Annotated in this window: 17 protein-coding genes and 1 tRNA gene; 7 read left to right on the top strand and 11 right to left on the bottom strand. The window is 40.1% G+C overall.

What is annotated here, in order from left to right; all coding sequences use genetic code 11:
- The first annotated feature begins 85 nt into the window (after positions 1-85).
- The gene (locus tag QAI40_RS09590) at positions 86-1,090 is read left to right on the top strand and encodes a phosphotransferase (protein WP_299980101.1); all 1,005 of its coding nucleotides are present in this window, start codon (positions 86-88) and stop codon (positions 1,088-1,090) included.
- A 39-nt stretch (positions 1,091-1,129) separates the two neighbouring features.
- Here QAI40_RS09590 and QAI40_RS09585 read toward each other — a convergent pair whose 3' ends face one another.
- The 3 genes from QAI40_RS09585 to QAI40_RS09575 all read right to left on the bottom strand — a co-directional run bounded on the left by QAI40_RS09585 (position 1,130) and on the right by QAI40_RS09575 (position 6,321).
- Entirely contained in the window at positions 1,130-2,896 is a 1,767-nt protein-coding gene (locus QAI40_RS09585) for an adenylate/guanylate cyclase domain-containing protein (protein ID WP_299980098.1), read from the bottom strand.
- A gap of 268 nt (positions 2,897-3,164) precedes the next feature.
- Complete coding sequence (locus QAI40_RS09580) at positions 3,165-4,538, bottom strand: sigma-54-dependent transcriptional regulator (RefSeq protein ID WP_299980095.1); 1,374 nt, start codon at positions 4,536-4,538, stop codon at positions 3,165-3,167.
- A complete protein-coding gene (locus tag QAI40_RS09575; RefSeq protein ID WP_299980092.1) occupies positions 4,531-6,321 on the bottom strand; it encodes a PAS domain-containing sensor histidine kinase in 1,791 nt (596 codons plus the stop codon). Before QAI40_RS09575 ends, QAI40_RS09580 begins: the two co-directional genes overlap by 8 nt.
- A 74-nt stretch (positions 6,322-6,395) precedes the next feature.
- On the opposite strand from QAI40_RS09575, the gene QAI40_RS09570 reads away from it, so the two are divergent.
- Positions 6,396-6,977 (top strand): hypothetical protein, encoded by a 582-nt coding sequence (locus QAI40_RS09570; protein ID WP_299980090.1) that lies wholly within the window; start codon positions 6,396-6,398, stop codon positions 6,975-6,977.
- A 56-nt stretch (positions 6,978-7,033) separates the two neighbouring features.
- Complete coding sequence (locus QAI40_RS09565) at positions 7,034-8,206, top strand: pyridoxal phosphate-dependent aminotransferase (RefSeq protein WP_299980087.1); 1,173 nt, start codon at positions 7,034-7,036, stop codon at positions 8,204-8,206.
- A 13-nt stretch (positions 8,207-8,219) separates the two neighbouring features.
- Here the strand turns inward: QAI40_RS09565 and QAI40_RS09560 are convergent, their stop codons facing one another.
- The 3 genes from QAI40_RS09560 to QAI40_RS09550 form a co-directional block, all read right to left on the bottom strand.
- Positions 8,220-8,948, bottom strand: coding sequence for an AAA family ATPase (locus QAI40_RS09560; protein ID WP_299980084.1), 729 nt, complete (start codon positions 8,946-8,948; stop codon positions 8,220-8,222).
- Positions 8,949-8,950: 2 nt separating this feature from the next.
- Entirely contained in the window at positions 8,951-9,253 is a 303-nt protein-coding gene (locus QAI40_RS09555) for a hypothetical protein (RefSeq protein WP_299980082.1), read from the bottom strand.
- A gap of 78 nt (positions 9,254-9,331) precedes the next feature.
- Positions 9,332-10,705, bottom strand: a complete 1,374-nt coding sequence (locus QAI40_RS09550; RefSeq protein ID WP_299980079.1) for a TrpB-like pyridoxal phosphate-dependent enzyme — start codon at positions 10,703-10,705, stop codon at positions 9,332-9,334.
- Between the two features lie 279 nt (positions 10,706-10,984).
- Here QAI40_RS09550 and QAI40_RS09545 point away from each other — a divergent pair.
- The 4 genes from QAI40_RS09545 (at position 10,985) to QAI40_RS09530 (ending at position 15,428) form a co-directional block, all read left to right on the top strand.
- A tRNA-Pro gene (locus QAI40_RS09545) sits at positions 10,985-11,061 on the top strand.
- A 608-nt stretch (positions 11,062-11,669) separates the two neighbouring features.
- Complete coding sequence (locus QAI40_RS09540; RefSeq protein ID WP_299980076.1) at positions 11,670-12,596, top strand: hypothetical protein; 927 nt, start codon at positions 11,670-11,672, stop codon at positions 12,594-12,596.
- A gap of 520 nt (positions 12,597-13,116) precedes the next feature.
- Positions 13,117-13,929: a DUF6694 family lipoprotein gene (locus QAI40_RS09535; RefSeq protein WP_299980073.1), complete on the top strand. Its 813-nt coding sequence runs from the start codon at positions 13,117-13,119 to the stop codon at positions 13,927-13,929.
- A gap of 161 nt (positions 13,930-14,090) precedes the next feature.
- On the top strand, positions 14,091-15,428 hold the full coding sequence (locus tag QAI40_RS09530) for a DUF4041 domain-containing protein (RefSeq protein ID WP_299980070.1): 1,338 nt from the start codon (positions 14,091-14,093) through the stop codon (positions 15,426-15,428).
- Between the two features lie 340 nt (positions 15,429-15,768).
- Here QAI40_RS09530 and QAI40_RS09525 read toward each other — a convergent pair whose 3' ends face one another.
- From QAI40_RS09525 to QAI40_RS09505, 5 genes are all read right to left on the bottom strand, one after another.
- On the bottom strand, positions 15,769-16,065 hold the full coding sequence (locus QAI40_RS09525) for a hypothetical protein (protein ID WP_299980067.1): 297 nt from the start codon (positions 16,063-16,065) through the stop codon (positions 15,769-15,771).
- A gap of 115 nt (positions 16,066-16,180) precedes the next feature.
- Positions 16,181-16,840, bottom strand: coding sequence for a hypothetical protein (locus QAI40_RS09520; protein WP_299980065.1), 660 nt, complete (start codon positions 16,838-16,840; stop codon positions 16,181-16,183).
- A gap of 15 nt (positions 16,841-16,855) precedes the next feature.
- The gene (locus tag QAI40_RS09515) at positions 16,856-17,107 is read right to left on the bottom strand and encodes a hypothetical protein (protein ID WP_299980062.1); all 252 of its coding nucleotides are present in this window, start codon (positions 17,105-17,107) and stop codon (positions 16,856-16,858) included.
- A complete protein-coding gene (locus tag QAI40_RS09510) occupies positions 17,074-17,439 on the bottom strand; it encodes a hypothetical protein (RefSeq protein ID WP_299980060.1) in 366 nt (121 codons plus the stop codon). The genes QAI40_RS09515 and QAI40_RS09510 overlap by 34 nt, the downstream gene beginning before the upstream one ends.
- On the bottom strand, positions 17,426-17,632 hold the full coding sequence (locus QAI40_RS09505) for a hypothetical protein (protein WP_299980058.1): 207 nt from the start codon (positions 17,630-17,632) through the stop codon (positions 17,426-17,428). The genes QAI40_RS09510 and QAI40_RS09505 overlap by 14 nt, the downstream gene beginning before the upstream one ends.
- Between the last annotated feature and the right edge of the window lie 80 nt (positions 17,633-17,712).

The following is a 17,712-nucleotide window of genomic DNA, read 5'->3' as shown; positions in this document are numbered from 1 at the left end:
TGTATTGATATATTTGTCAAGATAAATTTGAGTAGTCGTGTGCCTACAGGTTTTGAACTCAGATTCGATACTCGGCCTGATTTTATTGGATATTTTTACAAAAATCGGTAAAAATGAACCTACAACTGTCGAACACGAGTTTATAGAAATACCAATGGAATATTTTAATGATAAGGCAAAAGCAATGCACTATATTCAACTATTGATGAATAAATACAATAGTGGGAAAATTACAAATATAACTCGTACGGTTGGGGGCTATACTAATATAAATTATAAAGTCAGTACAGATAAGAGGGATTATCTGCTGAAAATCCATCTAAACAAAAAAGTCGAGGATATTGTTCCCGAAATAAAGATTTTGAAATATCTAAAGACTAAAGACATACCCGCTGCTTGTCCTATTCCAGACAGGGAAAATAAATTTATTAATGCTTTTGGCAACGATAATGCTGTGATATATGAATTTATAGACGGACATCACCCCGAGGTGAATATAGAAACAACAAAACAGATAGCCAAAGTTGCTGCCACTTTAAATTTGTTGGAAGTGCCGACGTCTTTTATTCAAAAAAACTGGGTGGATATTGATTTTTGTAAAATTGTTATTCAAAAAATTCCTGACGCCGTTTATACACAGCCCGATATCTTCGAGTATTTCATAGAGCAAACCAACTATCTGGAAGAACCCTTGTCGATAAAACTTCCCAGATGTTTAGTGCATGGTGATTTGTTCCCTGACAACACAATGTTTAAGGGAAATAAATTGATTGCTGTTTTAGATTTTGAAGTAATTTGTCTTGAAAATTTATTGCATGAACTTGGGACGGCAATCAATGGGTTTTGTTATGTTGATAATAAATTGTCAGAAGAACTTCTGCATACTTTTCTTAATGAATATCAAAAATATTACAAGCTAAACCAAATCGAGAGAGAACTGTTGCCTGCCTATATTCAATGGGGAGCACATTGCATGATTGCCTGGCATTTAATAGGTGTAATGGAAGACAATGATACCATAAAATATAAAAGAGCACAGGAGCTTATTGCAAGGGTGAAGAAATTGCGAGAAATGTCTTTTTCATTTTAAATAAATTTTTAGATATTGGTAATCTGGCTTCATTCCACTCTACCCGACCGACCTCTCATTCATCCGGGCAAGCCTCAAGACCTTATGGGCAGAGGTTTCCCCCAGGCCGGGTATGGTGATTATCTCGGGTTTCGATAAAATCTGGCCCTTTGCCTGTTTATATGTCTCCTCATCAATCAACATGCATTGATCGTCGGCCTGACTTTCCAGTTTTGAGGCAAGATTCACAGAGTTGCCCAGATAGGTAAACTCTGCTTTAATATGGTTGCCAAGAATCATGGCAAATATTTCTCCGGTACTGATGCCGATGCGAACATTGATCTTTTTGTCTGTTCCGTACACATTACTCAATTTCCGGTTTTTATGTTTCAGTGCCCGGTAGATGTCAATACCCGAGCGGATGGCATCCATCACTTTTGGGGAAGAGACCGTATCTCCATGTTCAAAGATGGCCATGAAGCCATCACCCAGAAACTTGTCCATATATCCATTATACCGATATATAATCAGGGACATGCGATCGATGAACTCATTCACCATTTGGATGATCTGGCTTTCATCTGATTTTTTCATTAAATTGCTGAAACCCACAATATCCACAAAAAGGGTGGTGGCAAACAGCCTTTTTTTCATCTGACCACTTTTAAAGGGGCTGAAGCTTAGATTCAGCCGATTCGTCACAAAAGTATCCTGGTGGGCCAGATTGGATGACAACAGTTCCCTGGACTTATATTTATCAATGACCCTTGCGGCTTCAAAGGACCGAATGATAATATCTTTGATGCCAATCACCATTCCAACCCTGGCCGCCCGGCGAAAACAGTCATAGGCTCTTTGTTCCTGATCCATCCGGTAATAGGTCTGTCCCAATCCGTAAAATGCATCGGCAACGACCTGTTCCATCTTTAAATGGTGGTTCTTTGACCGCTCAATTATTTCTTTGAATTTTACTTCAGCAAGTTGGTAATCCAGAATTTTTTTATATACCTTTGCCGCCAGAAGACTCGCCTGCATGCTCTCTTTGATCATCCCTCTCTTTTTAAGATCAGATTCCAGGACCAAGGCCATTTCCAGGGCTCTGCCCACATGGTTGATGGCAAATTTAAACTCAGCCGTTTCCAGGTCGGAGAGAATCCTGCATTTTTCGTTGTCGAATCGTGAAGCTATTTCGACAGCTTCACGGAGATTGTTCTCATTCTCCTGGTCCACCATCCCCATCAGACGTCTGATGCGACTGTGATTAATCAATGCATAGGCGTAAATAATACCATCGCTTTTATCCGAGGGGCCCACATGATATCGTCCATGACACACCTTTTTCCCCAAAGAGGCATACTTGTTGGCCAGGTGGTGGCAACTGAGCAACAAGCTTACCTGACCCAGACAGATATAAATTTCCCCAAGGAATTTATTCAATTCAGGAACGGATTTTGCCAGATCCAGGGCATACGTCAGATAGAATTCAGCATCCAGATAATTCCACTGGGCACGGTGAGCATATCCCAGGGAGAGATAAATCTTCACCTTCCAGCGAAGAAACAGGTCCTCCCCTTGTTCTTCAATAACATCCAGGGCTTCATCCAACACCTGCTCTGCCCTTTGAAACAGAAGTGCCTTCTGGAAAAATAAATTCTTATGCCACTTGATAATTGCATTCAGGTGGGGAATGGCAGTGAACCGGGCCGTCATTTTTTCAAAATTGGCCAGGAGCCCGAGGATGTCCTGCTCGGAATCTTTTATTTCAAAACAGTTAAATGCGGTATCTATTTCGTCAATATTTTTCTGAAGCAGATTGGGGTCAAACATAATGGATAAAACTCCCTTTTGGGCATTTTAAGAAAATGCCACCCATCGGACGGCATTCAATTTTGTTAAAAGCCTTTTCTTTACCTCAATTGCAATCCAGCTATCATCATAACCCGTGGTTTCCGTCTCCGCTTCTCAACAGGCTTGATTTTGTCGTAAATTATGAATTTACTGTGATCCCTTAACAAACCCAAACAAGCGCGTCAATAGGTAAAAGCAACCGGTTGGCAAGCACGCCTGGTCCATCAGGGTTAATAGTGTTGGAATTTTAAGGCATCACCCCGTAATCCTTGAGTTTGAGATGAAGTGTCCGTCTTGAAATACCCAGCCGTCTGGCGGTTTTACTTTTATTATTACCGGTTTTATCCAGCATTTTTAAGATCGCGAGTTTCTCAACCTCATATAAAGTTTTCTCATCCACGTTGATCTGTCCTGTGCTTTCCTCAAATCCCGGCTTTACAGAAGAGTTGGTTTCAATCTGAATATCATCCTTGCTAAGAAAATCCCCGGTTGAAAGGATCACACTTCTTTCCAGGGTGTTCATCAATTCCCTGACATTTCCCGGCCAGTGATACTCCACCATTTTTTTGATGGCTCCCGGAGTAAACCCTTTAATGGCACGATTGTTTTTTTGGGCATATTCTTTTAAGAAATGCTGGACCAGAAGCTGGATATCACCGGTCCTTTGCCTTAAGGGCGGCACGCCTAAGTTGATCACGTTGAGCCGATAATACAAATCCTCCCTGAACTCGCCCTGGGCAATCAAATCGATCAGGTTTTTATTGGTTGCAGCGATAATCCGCGTATCCAATTTAATGACTTTTTCACTGCCAACAGGGGTAACTTCGCGTTCCTGCAAAGTCCGTAAAAGTTTTACCTGCATGGACATGGAGGTTTCACTGATCTCATCTAAAAAAATGCTGCCCTTGTCTGCCTGCTGGAATTTGCCTTCCTTGTTGCGACTGGCTCCGGTAAACGACCCTTTTTCATGCCCGAATAATTCCGATTCAAGAAGAGTTTCCGTGATGGCGGCGCAATTAATTTTGATAAACGGACCCTGACTCCTCAGGCTGTTGTAGTGGATGGCGCCTGCGATCAACTCCTTTCCTGTGCCGGATTCTCCGTTGATCAATACTGTTGCATCGGTTTTGGCCACCTGGGAAATGGTCTGGATCAATTTCTGCATTTTTTCATTTTTACCGATAATATTATTGCAGTTAAAGTTTTTGCCCAGAGTTTCCTTTAACTGAAAATTTTCTTTTTTCAACTGCGTATGTTCAAGGGATCTTTGAATGGTGAGTTTTAATTTGTCAAAATCAAACGGTTTGGTCAGATAATCATAGGCCCCGGTTTTCAGGGCTTCAACAGCGGTATCAACCGATGAAAATGCCGTCATGATAATGACAGGTATGGCTGGGTTGATCTTTTTGATTTCCACCAAAGCCACAAGCCCTGACACTTTAATCATCTTTATATCCATCAGAACAAGATCATAGAGTTTTTCTGCGACCATATCGATGGCAGTCTGGCCGTCATCTGCTTCTGCCAGGGCATAGCCCCATTTATTCAACAGGGTTTTAAGCATATTGCGATGGGTCTTATCGTCATCAACTATCAGAATGTTGCTTTTTGGTTTATTCATTTTCATCCATCCCCCTGTCTGGTAAAATAATGGTAAAGGAAGTTCCTTTTTCAGGGTCGCTTTTTACATTAATCTCCCCTTTATGAGCTTTGACAATATTATGCACAATAGCAAGTCCAAGTCCTGTCCCGGAAAGTTTTGTCGTGAAATAGGGTTCAAAAATATCGGGCAGATCTTCTTTTTTTATACCGGTGCCTGTGTCTGATACAGCGATCATAACGTTTTGATCAGATTGATTCTGAAAAAGTCTGATACCAAGCGTTCCTGAGCCTTCCATGGATTGGATTGCATTCAGATAAAGGTTGAGCAGTACCTGCTTGAGCCTGTCGGTATCTGCATAAATCTGCGGCACATCCGGATCAAGGTCCGTTTTGATTTCAATATTTTTCACCTCTGCCTCATATCCCATGAGCTTGATACTCTCCTGAATAAGCGATTGAATATTAATTGGTTTTCCAGACATTGTCACCGGTTTTGCCAGCTCAACAAGTTCGCTGACCACATGGTTCAACCGGTCCACTTCCTTTATCATCACATCGGCAATATCAAAATTCTGGGTATCCTTATCAAAAATTTCCTTGAAAAAAGTGGCATACCCTTTTAATGAGCTTAAAGGGTTCCTGATTTCATGGGCAACTCCTGCTGCAAGCCGCCCAATGGCTGCAAGCCGTTTGTTTTGTTCCATTTCAATTTTCAACCGGTTCAGTTCAGTCTTGTCCCTTAAAATAAGCAATGATCCAAGTGAGATCCCTTCCTTGTCATACAATGGACTTGCAATGACCTCCAAAATAATGGGCTGATCTTTTAAGCCGTCAATGTGAATCTCTTTTTCAACCAGATTTTTTTCTTTATCAATTGATTGCAACAGACTTTCAAGCTCTCCGGGAAGTGCCGCGCTAAGATTTTGCCTGCCCCGGGTTGATTGGATATTCAGAATGGATTCTGCTGCAGGGTTTACAGAGATAATTTGTTTGTTTGTATCCGTGGCGATTAATCCCACCGGCATGTTTTCAACCAGGTTGTCTGAAAAAATCTGAATTCTTGACAGGGATGACCGTGTTGCAGCGTACCGCTGGACGATAAAGACAAGGATGAGCCCTGTAAAACCGATTAAAGCCAGAATCACTGCCATCAGGATGCTGTGCTGGGTATCTCCTTTATCTGCCTGGTCAATCAACTGCATGTCAAGTCCCACAAAAATAATAGTGTTTTCATACCCATCTGCATCGTTAAACTGCCTGCCATGCATCCTTTGATGCATAGACATCATTCCGGTTGAATTATTCGGTTTTTCCCCCTTGACCGGAGAAAATTTTTTATAAACCTCAAACACTTTATTTTCTCTTTCATCCTTTTTTGTTCTCCAGCCGGTTCGTTTGGAATTTATGATCTTTGTAAGATCCAGATCCCTGCCGTATGTTTGTCCTTCCTTTTCCTTCTGGTTATGCGCAAGGATAGTTCCGTCTTTGTTCACAATAAAAAGATAGGAAATATCCGGTAATGAGGCTGTTTCGCGCAACAGGTTCTCCATGGCATTCCTGCTCCAACCCATATTCATCATCCCCGTGTAAGCGCCGGCTTCAAACGCTCTGACCAGCGCAGTACTTTTTTCAACAAGAAGCCTTATGCTCTGTGCTTTCTGCTTGTTGATTCTATCGATTGTCATGTAGGAAAAAATTGGGAACAGTACAATAATTGTTCCTATGAGAATGAGCGGTGGAATTTTGGTTGTAAATTTAAATTTTTCCATAATGAATGATACACTAAATCTCTTTTTTTTCAAAATTCTTCCTTGAAAGAATTATTTATATAGGTTAAGCATCTATCTCACAGAATCTACCTCACAGGAAAAACGGTATGCCATTATCATTCAGATCTGAAAGCCATGGAAATATTGCATTCGGCTTTTTTAACATTGAGTCGGATATGCTGCTGCTGGAAAACCATTTCTTTTTTGCAGATGATTTTTGCAAGTGGCTGTGTAAGATGGCAAAAGAGGATGATGCTGGACTGAAAAGGTTTCGACTTCCGGTATATTATATTTCTGATCCCAATGATATCGGAGATCTGATGGGTGCTATCCACGGAATGCGGTTTACCGGATTTATCGGAAAATTGTATACGCTTTTTCCTTTTCCCGATGATCCAAAGGCTTTCAAACAGAATCCAAAAGGATATCAAACCCGGAAGATTGTTACAGCCCAAATTGAGTGCATTTCAAAAAAGAGAGAGGTTTTGATTGAATTTTTAAAGGACGGACAGGTTCATATTGGCCGATATGTATTTGATATAAGGGTATTCCATGAGTTAATCCGATATGTCTGGCAGGGCGGGTATCCCCGCTGGAAAGAAGAGATACGGCCGAAATATGCAGTAGAGATGAAAGAGAGTATTCAAAAAAGCTGTAACTCCTTTTTTAAAGGAGTGTTTTCATCGTAAAAGATTTGATGTATGGTAAGAAAAATTTAAATTTAAATTTCGAAAGGAAAATCCGTATGCCTATTGCAGATAAGATGGTTAAAATGGTTGAATCAGCATCTATGATCCGGAAGATGTTTGAAGAAGGGATACGGATGAGAGAAAAATATGGAGCTGATAATGTATTCGATTTCTCCCTTGGAAATCCCGATATCCCCCCACCGGCAGTTGTAAAAGAGACCTTGCTGGAGCTGATAAACAGCAAGACCATATCCCACGGGTACATGCCCAACCCGGGATATCCCCATGTCCGACAGGCTGTGGCGGATTACCTGAACAAAGAATACAATGTGGGGATCACATCAGATTTGATTGTGATGACTGCAGGTGCGGCAGGGGCCTTGAATGATATATTGCGAGCATTGTTAAATCCGGGAGAGGATATTCTTACACCGGCACCCTATTTTATCGGTTATAACCAGTATGCCTTTGTTGCCGGTGCAAACTTAAAAACCGTGGCATCATTTCCTGATTTCCATCTCGACCTTGATGCTATTGAGGGAGCCATTACTGAAAACACACGAGTCGTGCTGATTAATACTCCCAATAACCCAACCGGTGCCGTGTATACCAAAGAAGAACTGAATGGACTTGGAAAGGTGCTGGATGCAGCAAGCGAAAAATTCGGGAAACGGATTTACCTGATTTCTGATGAACCTTACAGAAAAATTGCCTATGATGTTGATGTTCCGTCTGTCTTTGACGTCTATCCCCATACTATAGTTCTCACCTCGTATTCCAAGGAACTCTCCCTGGCAGGCGAGAGAATCGGGTATCTTGCCATTCACCCCGAGGCTGAGGATGCGGCCATGATTGCAGGAGCGGCCGGGGTGACAAATACCATGATGTATGTAAATGCACCGGCTCTTTTTCAGCAGGTCGTGGGGAAGCTTCAGGGGGTTTCGGTTGATATTGATATATATAAGAGACGGCGTGACATGTTTTGTGAAGGACTTCATGGGGCAGGGTATGAATTTGATGTGCCTCAGGGTGCATTTTATCTGTTTCCCAAAAGCCCCATAGAAAATGATGTAGAATTTGTAACTATCTTAAGCAAACAAAATATTCTTGCCGTTCCAGGAGCAGCGTTTGGCGGGCCAGGCCATTTCAGGCTATCCTATGCAGTGCCTGACAAAACTATTACCGGCTCTTTTGAAGGATTCAAAAAAGCCTTTGACAGTGTAAAATAAAATTTTAATTCCATTAAACGGATTCGGTTTTTATGAATTCACCGGGATTATTCATGAAATTTTTATAGATTTTATGATACTCTGTGTCCTCGTACTGAATGGGTTCAATAACGGGGTTGTCAAAGCTGTAAATCCGGGATTCCGGGCAGGCCATCAAAAAAGGGGAATGGGTTGCAATAATAAACTGGGCATGGCCCTGTCGGCTGATTTTGATCAGAAGATTTAAAAGCTCAATCAAAGACGAGGGAGACAATGCTGTCTCGGGTTCATCCAGAAAGTATAATCCTTTGATCTTATATCTTGATTGAAAATATGACATGAGTGACTGACCGTGGGATTGGGTAATCAGGGATTTTCCTCCGAAATACTTAAGCATTTGGGCATCATTAACAGCCCATTCCTCAAGGTTTCTTGTAAAATGGGAAAATATCTGGGACCCGAAAAATGAACCCGATACAGGACCATTTTCCCATTGAATGGAAATGGTTTTGTACAGGTCTTCTTCATAGGGGTTTTGCTCACACCTTAAATTGAACTCACTCTGCCAGATGTGAATACCGCATCTATAGGCTATGGCTTTGAGCAAGGTTGATTTACCGGTACCGTTTTCACCGATGAAAAGCGTGACCGGACTGTTGAATCTGATCCTCTCTGTATTTTGAAATATTTTCAGCTTAAAGGGATAAAAATCTAAAACAGGAAATTTTTCCGAATGGATGTTGACCTGTTTTAAATAGACCAAATTTATTTTCCTTTTCTTATTTTGGCCTGTTCAATCAAATCAAACAACGATGTAATTTTGGGTTTTCCCTTGTTTAAAAAGGCTTTTTGAAAGTCTTCTTCACGCAATTTGCCGGTAAGATAGGAATGAACATCAAAGTAGCTGTGCCAGCAGTCAAGGGTTTTAAAACAGGGAAGCCCGCTGTTTTCAGACCGGCAATAGGGAAAATTGATCTGATGACCAAGTCTGGGGCACCTGATATTGAACGATTCTTTTGGTGGTTCTGCCGGAAGGGCCTCTACACTTTTATTTTTTTTTGTCGTCATTTGATTTCCGGGTTCTAAATTGATCTGCCGCAGTCTTTGTAATGCTCAAAGGCTGCGGCAGGTCGGTCTTCATTGAATTTAAGTTGCCTGTCTGGGTTTGGGTAAGGGTTCAAGATCTTTTAATGCCGCATCAATCTGTTCCTGGGGCAGATCATGGTCAGACAGATTTCCCCCGAGATATGCTTCATATGCAGCAAGATCCACAAGACCGTGGCCGCTCCAGTTGAACAGGATGGTTTTTTCCTTGCCCTCTTCCTTGGCTTTAAGTGCTTCCCGGATGGTCATGGCAACGGCATGGTTACATTCAGGCGCACTGATATACCCTTCGGATCGGGCAAAGGTGAGACCAGCCTTAAAGGTTTCTAACTGGTGGATGGATTCAGGCCGGACAATGCCGTCTAAAATCAGCTGGCTGACAATGGGTGCCATGCCATGGTATCGCAATCCTCCTGCATGGATGGGTGCCGGTACAAAATTATGTCCCAGAGTATGCATGGGTAAAAGAGGTGTCTTCTGGACAGTATCCCCGAAATCATAGGCAAATGGCCCCCGGGTCATGGTGGGACAGGAGGTCGGTTCCACAGCAATAATATCGATCTCTTTCCCGTTTATTTTGTCCAGGGCAAAGGGGAAGGCAAGGCCTGCAAAATTACTGCCGCCACCCGCGCTTCCTATAATTACATCAGGGTAATCTCCTGCCATTTCCATCTGCTTTATGGCCTCAAGACCGATGATGCTTTGATGGATCATGACATGATTCAATACACTGCCCAAGGCATATTTAGTATCGTCTTCACCAACAGCTTCTTCCACTGCCTCACTGATGGCCATGCCAAGGCTTCCTGGACAATCAGGATCTTTTTCAAGGATACTTCGGCCGGCACTTGTTTCAGTACTCGGACTTGCCGTACAATTGGCTCCCCAAGTCTCCATCATCATGCGGCGGTAAGGTTTCTGGTTGTAAGAAATTTTCACCATGAACACCTTGCACTCAATCCCGAAAAACGAACAGCACATGGCAAGGGCACTGCCCCATTGGCCAGCTCCTGTTTCCGTGGTGATTTTTTTGGTGCCGGCCACCTTGTTGTAATAGGCCTGGGCAATAGCGGTATTGGGTTTGTGACTGCCGGCGGGTGAGACTCCTTCATTTTTATAGTAAATTTTTGCAGGAGTATCAAGGGACTTTTCAAGGCTATACGCCCTGAACAAAGGAGAAGGGCGCCATATGGCATATTTATCCATGATTTCTTCAGGGATGTCAATCCAGCGATCTGTACTCATTTCCTGTTCAATCAGGTTCATGGGGAAAATCGGAGCAAGATCGTCAGGCCCTGCGGGCTGACCGGTTCCGGGATGAAGCGGGGGTTCCATGCCATTGGGCAGGTCTGCCATGATGTTGTACCACTTTCTCGGCATGTCTTGTTCGGTTAATACATACTTCTTGGTTCTCATAGGCCCTCCTTGTTCGCGGTTTAAGTTTTTGGTTAAAAACACGTCGAAAATATTAAAACATATTTATTGAATATGTAATGCCTATAAATTGAACAGGTTTGACTCCATTTCAATTTTTTATGAGAATAAACGGGTCAAGTCAAGCACTAAATTCATTGTTAGGTTCTAAATGGCAGCACTATGATTCCACTGTCATCACCTGATTTAAAAAAGCAATATTTCTTGACACATTTTTTAAAGGGTGATAAAAGTCGCTTTGTTCAAAGTTCAAAAAATACTCGGGGCGTAGCGCAGTCTGGTAGCGCACTTGTCTGGGGGACAAGTGGTCGCAAGTTCAAATCTTGCCGTCCCGACCACCTATCGAAGGTCTTTTTTTATGGAAAAATTCAATTGGGTCATAAACTGGGTCATAAACTTAGTGGCCTTGCATGTGAATTAATAAAAAACCCGGTCAGAATATAACCGGGCTTTTTTTCTTTACAATCCAAATTCTTTTTTTTATGATGTCGTTGAACAAAATGAACATTTCTTTATGATTTGTTTCGTTTTGTTTCTCCGCCCCCGGGGGCCTTATTCCCCCCTGGGGGTTTTTCTTTTGGTCCTGAGATTGGATAGTTTTTTTTAAAAGGGTATTTTTTCTCCAATTATGTTGCCAGTTTATTTTGTTGCGAGTTTTTGCAAGTCAATTGTTGGCCATGTAGGATTTTTTATTCAAAAATAGGGGTTTATACCTATATACAAAAATAATTTCTTTTGATAATGCATTACTGATCAATATTTCAAATCGTTTCAGGGATGAAAAATTCCGGAATCAAAATGATAGATGGATTGTCATTAAGGTTGGTCTGTATTTTAGAACGATTTTTGATGATAAATCTAAAAAGGGGAAGGCTACATACTAATGCTAAATAGTATTAACGCTAGACTATTTATTTCAAATTATTAATTAAAGGGGGTTTTAAAGATGAAAAAAAACTATAGCCGTTTAATTTTCAGTTTTATTTTAATTGTTGCACTCTTTTTTCCATTCAATTCGTACGCTCAAAATAATGAAAACTTCTCTAATATAGAGAAACAATTAGGAGTATCTACTGGTGGGAAATATTCAAATATTGATACTTCTACTATCTCTATAGGCATCATTATCAAGGCAACCATTATTGATCCTACAAAACTGGGCGGTTGTGAAGCTGGAGACAAGGTAGTATTTACAAAGCTTGAGGATAAAAGATGGTCTTTGAAACATGTGGGAACTGGAAATCTGCTTATTTTTAATGTAAAGAAAGAAGGAGGTATTGTTAAAGTCTCAAAATCTGGTTCTTATGCAGACAAAAAACCTCAATCTAACTATAAGTACTCTTTTGCCATCAAAGGAGGCATATATGAGCCAACCGATGATTTAGAAGATTTTGATACCGGTTTTTCTGGTGAAGTTTCAATTACCCAATATTTCTCTCCAAATTTTGCGGTCGAAAGTGCAATAGGATATTTTCAAACCGATTACAACGAGATCGGCAACATATTAAGTTTTCCATATTCTGGAACCATTGATATTTCTGCTATTCCTATAACTGTTAACCTAAAAGGAATAATTCCTTTTCAATTGGGTGAAATATATGTGGGTGCTGGAGTAGGTGCTTATTTCGTACATGGTGATTTAGATGTAAGTGTTGCTGGAGTCGGTTCATATTCTGCTGATGATAATGATGTTATCATAGGAGCACAACTCTTAGCTGGATTAAACTTTAATGTTACTGATACAACTTTTTTTGGAATTGAAGGAAAGTACATTTTTACGGATGAAGCTAGTATGGGTCAGGCACAGATAGGAACTGTTGATTTTGATATTAATGGTTATACAATAATGGGAGTATTAGGTTTTAGGTTTTGAGTTTTAACAAGTAGTTCCTTGATCTGGTAATTAACTGGTTTTTCAAAATCAAGTAATTATATATAGATCACATTTTAGTGCCAAATTAATGCCCGGGTTTTGCTCGTGACGTTGCATGGAATTATTTTGACAAGGATATTATACCAGCTTTTTTTTACAAAGGGTGTTTATTGTATTCCAAATTTAATGATAAAAAGAATACCCCAAGGGCAAAGATTCAGCGGGACAAGGAGTTAATTTGTACCATTACTTTAATAAACTCTTTTTTTTAAGGGTGTCAATAAAAAATTTATATAGAATCTTTTCTTCAAAGATAGGCAGTTTTGCTTATTGACAAACCAGTTTTAATTTAATAAGGGATCGGAAGAAATTAACAATCCACGACAAAGGCAAATTTATGATAGCTGGTTTGCCAATGACTGGTCCAATTCTATAATCGTTGCATGTCGGATAACATCTCAAATTACATGATATCCAGATCTGCACAATTACTGGTTAAGTGTCAAAAAAGGAGAGGCAAATGAAATTCAAAATTGCAGTACTATTTCTTATTTTCGGCCTACTTTTAGGCTGTAGCGAACCCAAAGTTGATGCCTCAAGCGATGAGGCAATGAAAAGCTCTATTGCCAAAGTAAGAGAATCTCTTCCAGAAGTAAAACGCCCCGAATTTGATCAAGCAATTCAACTTATGGCGTTTAGTCAAATCAACATGAAAGACTTGTTTACGTCCGGCGCTGCTGGGGTCGGCAATTTCGAAGGTAAGATGCGTGATGTTATCAACGGGAAAACGGGCAATCAAATAATTGCTGAAGCGAATCAAATTAAAATAGAAAGAGAGAAAAAACAAAAAGAACAAGCACTTCAAGAAATAATTGAATTAGAAGAAAAGAAAAAATTATCAATAGCCGCCCTTGAACAATTGAAGCAATTTGAGGTTTTAAGATCAAGGTTTTACAAGAGAAAAAAAGATTTTATGGGTGATCAGCCAATTATTGATCTAACTGTTAAAAATAACACATCACATGCTGTCTCAAGAGCATACTTTGAGGGAACCATAGCAAGTCCTGGTCGAAGCGTTCCCTGGCATCAAGACACTTTTAACTATTCAATTTCAGGTGGATTAGAACCACTAGAAGAAGGAAGTTGGAGCTTAGCTCCCAATATGTTCTCTGACTGGGGCAAAGTGGAAGCCCCCTCTGATGCGATCTTCACAGTTACAGTGACGCGCATAGATGGTGCAGACGGCAACCCATTGTATTCAACAGATCAATTTGGTGAAAGAGAAGAGCGTCGTCTGGCTGAGCTCAAAGAAAAATATGGAATCCAGCAATAAAACACTTAACCAACGGGTGAACCGGACATCAAGGGTCTGTTTTTTATTAATATTGAATCAACCTTGGGATAGTGTTGTTTTTAATCAACTTTACTGGAAACCCTTGCTGCCCGTTACCCTTAACGTTATATTCTTAAAAGTCACATCATTGGAGGAAACGTATGAGTTATAGTCTGGAAATATTAATTGGAGTACAGCTACTCATAATAGTAGGGATTGCTGTCATAGCGTATAAGAGCAAATCCAAAAACAAATATTATGAAGCGAAATATTCAAAAATAATTGATGTAGACGATGAAGTAGAAAAATCCAAAAAAACAAAAGAAAAAATTGACAAAGATATAGAAGAATTACGTTCAAACTATAAAGAGAAGAAACAAATATTTAATAAGCTGGTTAAAGAAGCAGCTATTTATGATGAAACAATAGAATTGGCTGAACTTGGCTTCTATAAACCTCATTATGACTTCGACGTTTCGGAAAAATACAAGGAACAAATAACATCTGTAAAAACCAAGCAAAAAGAAATGATTTCTAATAAAGAGGCAATCTATTGCAATACAGAATGGACAGTTGAAGGAAGCAAAGCAAAAGGACGTACTATGACCAACAGAGGAATAAGGCTTACTGCAAGGGCATTTAATAATGAATGTGTCGCGGCATTATCTAACATCAGATGGAATAACGCAGAAAGAATGGAACAACGTATAGAAAAAGCCTACGATGCCATTAACAAGCTCAATGAATCAACGGCGATTAATATTTCTCATCAGTATCTAAAATTGAAAACTGAAGAACTTCGTTTGACCCATGAATACAAAGATAAAAAACAACAAGAAAAAGAGGAGCAAGCTGAAATAAAACGTCAAATGCGTGAAGAGACCAAACTGGAGCAAGAAATGGAAAAAGCTATAAAAGAAGAAGATAAATATAATAATTTACTTGCAAAAGCAAAGGCTGAGGCTGAAAAAGCATCTGGTCAGAAATTAGAAAAATTACTGGGAAAAATCGCCTCTTTAGACAAAGAATTATTAGAAGCACATACAAAAAGCGAAAGAGCAAAATCAATGGCACAGCAAACAAAACTTGGCCATGTATATATTATTTCAAACATTGGGTCATTTGGTGACGATGTATACAAAATTGGCATGACGAGAAGATTGGAGCCGCTGGATCGTGTTAAAGAGTTAGGAGATGCAAGTGTCCCATTTGTATTTGATGTGCATGCGATGATATATGCAGACGATGCACCAGCACTAGAAAACGCTCTTCATAAATCCTTTGATTTTAAAAGATTAAATCTGGTAAATAACCGTAAGGAGTTTTTTAAGGTTAGCCTCAATGATATTGAAACCGAAACAAAGAAAATTTCTCCTGATGTTGAATTCATCGAAACCGCTGAAGCTAGGCAGTATAAAGAATCAAAAGCTATTCGTGCTCAGAGAGAACAACAAAGCTCAAGGGCGGATGTACGTAATGAGCTACCAGATACAATATAAAAGAACATAACAAAAAAATATTGGATTCGTGGGAATGAATGGGAAAAAGATAAAAATGGGAATTTCTTGGAAGAATTGAATGTGTGAAAACACTTCGCTTTCCCACAATTTAGATACCATATTTTGAGGTGTTTTTAAAATATGACTGTAAAACTATGAAAAACAGCCTAAAAAATTCAATAAAATCAAATACTTAAACACGTCCGATAATTATTTATTATGTAAACTTTTGTATCTGTAATCATTTCAATATGTTATCGCTTTTCACCTATTGCGTAAAACATCAATTGCCTTCGATATCAAGCTTTTTGGCTGTTTTTTGGCTTAAAAGACTGCGTTTTTACATAGCCTTTTCAGCCAGCATTTTGCTCGTGGTTGCCATGAGACAAGGAACCGCCATTTTTGATGGAAGCAAGTTTTTTGCTGCCTTTGCTGCCCTGGCAGTGAAGAGGATCTCTGTTTCCCCTGGCTCTAAAAAATATGTTACATTGCCTGAATGAAATTGCATGATAGGCGTCTCATCCTCCACAGCATCCAACCGGCCGCCCTGGGCTTGAATTATGATACAGGAAGGTAGATCCTCTTGGTTGCAATTTATTTTCATTTCAAGTGCTTCGATCCTTTTTTTTAACGTCATATTAACCTCGCATACATCAAATATACATTATATTTTAATGGCTCCCCAGGCCGATATCTGACCTGGGGAGTGTTCAACGACAGGCTCCGCACACAACAGCAAGTGCAAAGATGTTTTATTTTGTTCCCGCCAAGGCTTTTATGGGATCTTCTCCACTTCCGCCAAGCTCCGCATTGAAAAAACCTTTCATGCTTTCGTGTGTATCTTGTGCATTTTGCAAAACTTCCAACCGTTGAGCTGCCGCCGGGTTCGTCCTTAATTGCATTTTTTCAACGCCTATCTTCCTGGCTTCACCGCTCATCATTGGCAGGATATCAAATGGGGAGTTTATCACTGCATTGACGACAGTCTCATTTCCATCAAGGAACTTTGCCTGAATTGCTGCAAGCTTTCCTATGTCGTCTCCACATTCTTTAATATAAGCCCTGGTTTCACGCTGCCTACCTTCTTCAATTAAAATTTGAATAGGTTCTTTTGTCGTCACGTCGTCAAATCGTTCTTGAGCTTCCGCAATATCCTTTTGCCAGCCGCCTCGTTCGCCAATCTCTTTTTCATATTCCGCCCTTATTGATCCCCTGGCTTTCTCGATTGCGTCGTCCATACCAGCCTTTGTGTAGTGCCCCTTTTTTGATTTAATCCGGGCAACATTTTCTTCATATTTTCTTAAATAACCAGTGATATATCTTGCCACATTTTCGTTTAAATCATCCAACTTGGAATCACCTGACCGGCTGCCCCGGATAGAATCGAAAATCACTTTTTTCATTGGGTCCATTTTTTAAGTCTCCTGTTAGTTTGCGTTCTTATCAACTTCATTACGGGCTCTAAAAAACTCTTCAAACAATGGCTCGATAGGCCCCACCGGCATTTCTCTGATTCTCTCATTAATCCGTGATACAAGAGTTTTTGCGAACCTGGCCAAGTGTTCCAAGCGTTTTGTTTTAATTTTGAGCGCTGTAGGTGAAAGCTCATCATTTCCGGCCATTAAACTTTTTAAACCATCATCAATCATTTTCCAGCTTGCTTTGTTTTCTTTTTCCATTTTGTCTTATTCCTATCTTGTTTTATTGTGGCAATATTGCCGTTAATTCTTTGTTGTTTGAAATTGTAGGCTGGCAGGAAAACGCATCCACCTGTTTGCCGATCCTCAAAAGACTTTATCCTGATATCTTTATAAACTTCTTTACACCGCTGTTTTAAAGACTCCAAATCTTCACCGGGTAATCTGGGAACATCAACGCCACCGGCAATGGCGCATATGATAAAACCAGTAAGTTCAAATGTTGGTTCATCATCAAGGAAAATCAGGACCGGGTCAGGGCTGCCGAAAACCGATTGTTCAATTTTTTCAACTCTCTTCTTAATACTGTCCATTATCCCGCTCCTTTACCTGGGCTTCCAGATTATCCAGTCTCTTTTCAAAATCCCCGTCTTTGATTATTGACGCTAAGACATTTGTTCCATATATCAGGACCTTTGCTTTACCCGGTTTAAGCTTGTCTTTATAGATTTCATTTAAAATTCTGGCCATGAATATTCTGCAATATCTCAGATTTGTAAGTCTCATTTTGACCCCGTTACACCATTTGCCGTGTCAGTGTTGATTATTGTCATTTTTTCCATTACTCGATCACCTTGTTTTTACTG

Source organism: Desulfobacula sp. (assembly GCF_030611305.1).
Lineage (GTDB): Bacteria > Desulfobacterota > Desulfobacteria > Desulfobacterales > Desulfobacteraceae > Desulfobacula.
This window is presented reverse-complemented; position numbering and strand designations above follow the sequence as displayed.